Origin of the sequence: Galactobacter sp., assembly GCF_022712295.1 — a bacterium.
Classification (GTDB): Bacteria; Actinomycetota; Actinomycetes; order Actinomycetales; family Micrococcaceae; genus Galactobacter.
Map to the genome: position 1 here is coordinate 1 of NZ_JALAGT010000060.1, position 5757 is coordinate 5757.

The window sequence follows — 5757 nt, forward strand, 5'->3', positions numbered from 1 at the left end:
CGTGGGGTTCCCGCGTGGGCGTGCCCACCGTCAAGTCCGACGTGGACGGTGCAGACCCCGCGTCCGTGGCCTTCGACGCCGTCAAGGCCGGAGTTGAGCAGGAGGTGGACGTGGTCCTCGTTGACACCGCCGGCCGCCTCCAGAACAAGGCCAACCTGATGGACGAGCTCGGCAAGATCAAGCGCGTCATCGAGAAGCAGGCCCCCGTGCAGGAGGCGCTGCTGGTGTTGGACGCCACCACCGGCCAGAACGGTCTGCAGCAGGCCAAGGTGTTCTCCGAGGTCGTCAACATCACGGGCATCGTGCTCACCAAGCTGGACGGCACGGCCAAGGGCGGCATCGTCGTGGCCATGCAGCGTCAGCTCGGCGTGCCGGTGAAGCTCATCGGTCTCGGCGAGGGCCCGGATGACCTCGCCCCCTTCGACCCCGAGTCCTTCGTGGACGCCATCCTGGACTGATGGCGCCAGCGACCTGAGGCCTTGCGGAGCCTAGGTCCCACACTCATCCCACCCACGGCGGTGGTCGCGTATCCACGGATACGCGGCCACCGCCGTCGTGCATTGTGCCCGGGGTCTCTGGAGGACACCGTCCGAGCGGTCAAGAAATACGCCCTTCACATGACAGTGATGAGGCGTTCACCGAGTCCGAAAAATGGCAACGAACGAGAAACGTAGTACAGCTCACATCGAAACACCGGCACGGAAGTCTTGTACTCGATCCAGCGGGGGATCCGTCCAGTGAAACCGGAGCATCACACCGGTGAACGTCGAGCCAGACGCCGACACGACCCCCGCTGCACCCGTGACCTTGAGGAGGGACACGTATGCAGTCGTTGCACATTCTGTTGGCGGAAGCCGACCCCGAGATGCTTGAACGCGCAAGCCTGTTCAGTGCAGACCAGGCGTGGAAGATCGTCGCCGCGAGCTTGGTTCTGCTCATGACGCCGGCTCTGGCCTTCTTCTATGGCGGGATGACCCGCGCCAAGGCCACCCTGAACATGATGATGATGTCCTTCGTCTCCGTGGGCATCATCGGATCCGTCTGGGTCCTGTGGGGGTACCCCATGGCCTTCGGCAACCAGGACATCGGCGGACTCTTCGCCAATCCGTTCGAGAACTTCGGCATGTACGGCATGCTCGGTGACAACCTCGACGCGGACACCATCATCGATGTGGGCTTCCAGGCCACCTTCGCCATCATCACCGTTGCCCTGATCTCCGGCGCCATCGCCGACCGCGCCCGCTTCGGCGCCTGGGCCATCTTCGCCCCCGTCTGGCTGACCGTCGTGTACATCCCCGTGGCCCACTGGGTCTGGGGCGGCGGCCTGCTCGGTGAGGACGGCCTCATCGGCAAGCACCTGGTTCCCACCATCGACTGGGCAGGCGGCACCGTGGTCCACATCAACGCCGGTGTGGCCGCCCTGGTCCTGGCCCTCATCATCGGCAAGCGTCAGGGCTTCGGCACGGATCCCCGCCAGCGTCCCCACAACATCCCGTTCGTTATGCTCGGCGCTGCAGTCCTGTGGTTCGGCTGGTTCGGCTTCAACGCCGGCGCTGCCGGCACCGCCGCCGAGGCCGGCCTGATCTGGGTCAACACCCTGGTCTGCCCCGCGGCTGCCATGTGCGGCTGGCTGCTCCTGGAACGCATCCGTGACAAGCACTCCACGTCCCTGGGTGCAGCCTCCGGTATCGTCGCCGGCCTCGTGGCCATCACCCCGGCCTGCGCCAACATCACCCCGGTCGGCTCCCTCGGCCTCGGCCTGGTCACCGGCGTCCTCTCCGCCCTGGCCGTCGGCCTGAAGTACAAGTTCGGTTACGACGACTCCCTCGACGTGGTCGGTGTGCACCTGGTCTCGGGCCTGGTGGGCACCCTGGCCCTCGGCTTCATCGCCGTGGACACCGGACTCTTCTACGGCGGCGGCCTGGAGCAGCTCTGGTCCCAGTTCGTGGCGGCGCTCGTCTCCATCGTCTGGTGCGCCATCGCCACCTTCGTGGTCGGTATCGTGATCCACAAGACCATGGGCTTCCGCATCAGCCCCCAGCAGGAAGTCTCCGGTGTCGACCTGGGCTCCCACGCTGAGACTGCGTACGAGTTCGGTGGTCTGGGTACCGGGTCCCGCTTTGTCCCGCACCCGGCCACCTCCGGCCACATCGCCAAGCCCGCAGTGACCACTGAGGAGAAGTGAACATGAAGCTCATCACCGCGATCATCCGCCCCGAGAAGCTCGATGAAGTACGCGAGGCCCTGGCCAGCGCAGGAGTGAACGGCATGACCGTCTCCGAGGCCGCGGGCTTCGGCCGCCAGCGCGGCCACGTCGAGGTCTACCGAGGCGCCAACTACACCGTGGACACCGTGCCCAAGGTACGCGTCGAGGTCATCGCTGATGAATCGGAAGCGGCCTCTGCCGTGGATGTCATCGTCGGCGCGGCCAACACCGGCAACCCGGGCGACGGCAAGGTCTGGGTCCTCACGCTGGACGAGGTGCTGCGGGTCAGCACCGGAGAGCGCGGCGTCGCCGCGGTCTGATCCGCGTCCGTCCCCTCAGTCATCACACCCACTGCCCGACGGCGTCGGCCCCCTCAAGCGGGGGCCGGCGCCGTCGGCGCGTTCGCGCCCGGTCCTTCGGGTTGGGGCTCCGGCGGCTTCACGCCCTGGTGGCGTCACGCGGCGGTGGCTTCACACTGCGGTGGAGTCACGCCCCGGTGGGCGACGATGTGGCGATCAGGTCCCGTAGGCGCAGCGCCGTGACCAGTGCGGCCTCGCAGGCCTCGTAGCCCTTGTCCTCACGGGAACCGGGCAGGCCGGCACGGTCCAGGGCCTGAGCGTCGTCGTCGCACGTCAACAGGCCGAATCCGACCGGGACGCCGCTGTCCAACGCCACGCGGTTGAGGCCGTCGGTGGCGGCACTGCATACGTAGTCGAAGTGGGGCGTCCCACCCCGCACCACGACGCCGAGGGCCACTACGGCGTCCGAGCCGGCCGCGGCGGCCTGGGCGGCCACGGGTAGTTCGAACGAGCCGGGCACTCGCACCACGCGTGGCGTGATCCCGGCCGCCTCTGCGGCACGCAGGGCACCTGCGATGAGGCCGTCCATGACTTGCGTGTGCCACGACGCAGCGACGATGGTGCAGCGCAATTGCGACAACGCTGGGTCGGTCGAGGAGAGCGCGGCGAGGTCTGAAGGTGGTGCTCCGTGGTGTGCCATGTTCAGGCGGTCCTTTCCGAGATGAGGCTCTGCGGTGTCGCGGGGCCGTGCGGTGTATCGAGGCTCTGTGAAGAGGCGAGGTTCTGTGGTGTAGCGACGCTCTGCGGTGAAGGGAAGCGCTGCGGCGTGCGCAGGTGCTGCGGGTGCAGGGCGTGGTGCATGCGAACTCGTTTGGTGCGCAGGTACCCCGTGTTGTGGGGGCCGGCCGGGACCTGGAGGTCCACACGGGCCACCACGCGGACGCCCAAGTTCTCCAGTGCGGAGACCTTGGCGGGATTGTTGGTCAGCAGCCGGACGCGATCCAGGTCGAGAGTGTGTAGGATCGCCGCCGCGGCCGAGTAGTCGCGGGCATCGACAGGCAGCCCCAGATCCGTGTTCGCATCCACGGTGTCCCGGCCCCGGTCCTGCAGGGCGTAGGCACGGATCTTGTTGAACAGGCCGATGCCTCGCCCCTCCTGCCCGCGCAGGTAGATCAACGTTCCGCCCTCGGCTGCGATGCGCTCCAGGCTTTGCTGAAGCTGCTCTCCGCAGTCGCACCGGCCCGATCCGAGGACGTCGCCGGTGAGGCATTCGGAATGGACCCGGACCAGCGGTGACTCATTCCCGGATGTGGGGCCCGAAACCGTGGGGCCCGAAACGGTGGGACTCGGCGCCGTGAGGCTCAGGTGCTCCTCATCGCCGACGCGCCACGACCGAACGAGGAAGTCGCCGTACGGAGTCGGCAAGGTGACCAGTTCGGAGCACTTCACGTCCTCGTACCCGCCGGAGGATGCGGCCTGGCTAGCCAAACGAAACGCAATCAGGTTCTCGATGGAGATGACCTCGAGACCATGGAGGCGCCCGAAGGCGAGCAGGGCGTCCAGACGCATCATCTCTCCGGTGTCGTGGACCAGCTCCGCGATGACGGACACCGGTGCGAAGCCGGCCAGCTGCGCCAGGTCCACGCCCGCCTCGGTGTGACCGGGACGTTCCAGGACGCCGCCGTCACGGGCGATCAACGGGAAAACATGACCCGGCCGGGACAGATCCCCGGCCGACGCGCCCGGATCGGCCAGTGTGCGCACCGTTGTGGTGCGGTCGGCCGCACTGATACCGGTGCTCACACCATCAACCGCGTCGCAGCTGACCGTATACGCGGTCCCCTTGGGATCTTGGTTGGTCTCCACCATGGGATCCAAACCCAGGGCCTCGGCCCGCTCGCGGGGTAGCGGAACACACACCACACCGGAGGTGAAGCGGACCACGAAGCCCATCCACTCCGGAGTGAGCGTGTCGGCAGGCATGATCAGGTCGCCCTCGTTCTCCCGGTCCTCTGCATCCACCACGATGACCGGACGCCCGGCCCGCAGCGCCCGCAAGGCGTCCCCGATGGAGGAGAGGCGAGATGTGGCCGTTGTGACACTCATGCCAGAACCTCCTGACCGTGTGCAGAGAACGCGGCCAACCGTGCGGCGTACTTGGCCATGACGTCGACCTCCAGATTGACGATGGCTCCAATTCCCAGGTGTCCCAGCGTCGTCTCTGAGAGCGTGGCGGGGATGAGGCTGACCTCGAACCAGTGCCTTCCGGCCGTCGCGGCATACTCGTCGGCATCCGGGTCGCTCACGCCGGAGATGGTCAGGCTCACCCCGTCCACCGCCACGGACGCCTTCAAGGCCGTGAACGGTGCCAGAGTCCGGGGCACCGCGAATCGAAGCACCACCCATCGGGCATGATCCGTGCGCCGTACCAGGGAACCGGTGCCGTCAACATGGCCCTGCACCACGTGTCCGTCCAAGGAATCGGTGGGGCGCAGCGCCCGCTCCAGATTGACGCGGTCCCCAGGCAACAGCGCTCCAAGAGACGTCAACGAGAGCGTCTCACCCATGACGTCGGCCGCGAAGTCCCAGCCGTCCGCGGCATCGGCATCGGTTTCCGTGGTCAGAGTCCGGGCGGCCGTAGCTTCGGCGTCGTGAGGTAACGCGGTCAGGCAGACCCCGTTGACGGCCAAGGAGCCGCCGGCGGGGAGGTCGTGGGCCAGCAGGCCGGCGTGCAGCCGCAGCACGGCGCTGCCGTCGGGATGCCGGGTCAGCGAGATGACGGTTCCGAGGCCTTGGACGATTCCGGTGAACATGATGCGCTGGTCTCCTTCTGGTGGATGGGGTGGAACTGGAGTTCGGTGTGGTCGTGGTCGTCGTCGTTCAGGCCGGGTCATGGCACGAAGTGGGTGAGCACGTCGTCACCGAGGACCTCAGGTGGGGACGCAGGGTCCATGCGCATCCGGCGCGCCTCCGCGAGAGTGGACACGGGACCCACACGCAGACCCGGAAGCCCGCCCCCCAACAGCAGGGGAGCGGTGAAGACCATCAGGTGATCCACGAGACCGGCGTCGAGGAAGGCGCCGACCAGCGTCGGGCCACCCTCCACGAGCACGTGCTCGTGTCCTCGCGTACCCAGGATCGACAGAACATGGTGCAGATACGCCGCATCACCTGAGCCGCCCGACCGGTAGTGGAGAAGATCCTCACGGCGTGCCAAAGTCGAGTCCGTAGGGAGTTCGCGCTCGCCGATCA

At 67.3% G+C, this 5757-nt stretch carries 6 protein-coding genes and 1 pseudogene; 3 read left to right on the forward strand and 4 right to left on the reverse strand.

The genetic code is table 11. The annotated features are described in order from the left end of the window. The 3 genes and pseudogenes from Q0A15_RS04580 to Q0A15_RS04590 all read left to right on the forward strand — a co-directional run. Positions 1-458: pseudogene (locus tag Q0A15_RS04580) on the forward strand (signal recognition particle-docking protein FtsY); the annotation flags it as partial. Between the two features lie 407 nt (positions 459-865). Then, positions 866-2185 (forward strand): ammonium transporter, encoded by a 1320-nt coding sequence (locus Q0A15_RS04585; RefSeq protein ID WP_291278355.1) that lies wholly within the window; start codon positions 866-868, stop codon positions 2183-2185. Between the two features lie 2 nt (positions 2186-2187). After that, positions 2188-2526, forward strand: a complete 339-nt coding sequence (locus Q0A15_RS04590) for a P-II family nitrogen regulator (protein WP_291278350.1) — start codon at positions 2188-2190, stop codon at positions 2524-2526. A gap of 166 nt (positions 2527-2692) precedes the next feature. Here Q0A15_RS04590 and ribH read toward each other — a convergent pair whose 3' ends face one another. From ribH to Q0A15_RS04610, 4 genes are all read right to left on the reverse strand, one after another. Beyond that, a complete protein-coding gene (gene ribH / locus Q0A15_RS04595) occupies positions 2693-3205 on the reverse strand; it encodes a 6,7-dimethyl-8-ribityllumazine synthase (protein ID WP_291278351.1) in 513 nt (170 codons plus the stop codon). Between the two features lie 2 nt (positions 3206-3207). Further along, positions 3208-4611, reverse strand: coding sequence for a 3,4-dihydroxy-2-butanone-4-phosphate synthase (ribB, locus tag Q0A15_RS04600; protein WP_291278352.1), 1404 nt, complete (start codon positions 4609-4611; stop codon positions 3208-3210). Continuing rightward, a complete protein-coding gene (locus Q0A15_RS04605; RefSeq protein ID WP_291278353.1) occupies positions 4608-5318 on the reverse strand; it encodes a riboflavin synthase in 711 nt (236 codons plus the stop codon). Before Q0A15_RS04605 ends, ribB begins: the two co-directional genes overlap by 4 nt. Positions 5319-5395: 77 nt before the next feature. Continuing rightward, on the reverse strand, positions 5396-5757 hold a 362-nt coding region (locus Q0A15_RS04610), incomplete at its 5' end, for a dihydrofolate reductase family protein (RefSeq protein WP_291278354.1).

Excerpts from the sequence above, each read along its gene's own strand:
- Q0A15_RS04585 (WP_291278355.1), top strand. The coding sequence starts at position 866 with ATGCTTGAACGCGCAAGCCTGTTCAGTGCAGACCAGGCGTGGAAGATC.
- Q0A15_RS04605 (WP_291278353.1), bottom strand. The coding sequence starts at position 5,318 with ATGTTCACCGGAATCGTCCAAGGCCTCGGAACCGTCATCTCGCTGACC.
- ribH (WP_291278351.1), bottom strand. The coding sequence starts at position 3,205 with ATGGCACACCACGGAGCACCACCTTCAGACCTCGCCGCGCTCTCCTCG.
- ribB (WP_291278352.1), bottom strand. The coding sequence starts at position 4,611 with ATGAGTGTCACAACGGCCACATCTCGCCTCTCCTCCATCGGGGACGCC.
- Q0A15_RS04590 (WP_291278350.1), top strand. The coding sequence starts at position 2,188 with ATGAAGCTCATCACCGCGATCATCCGCCCCGAGAAGCTCGATGAAGTA.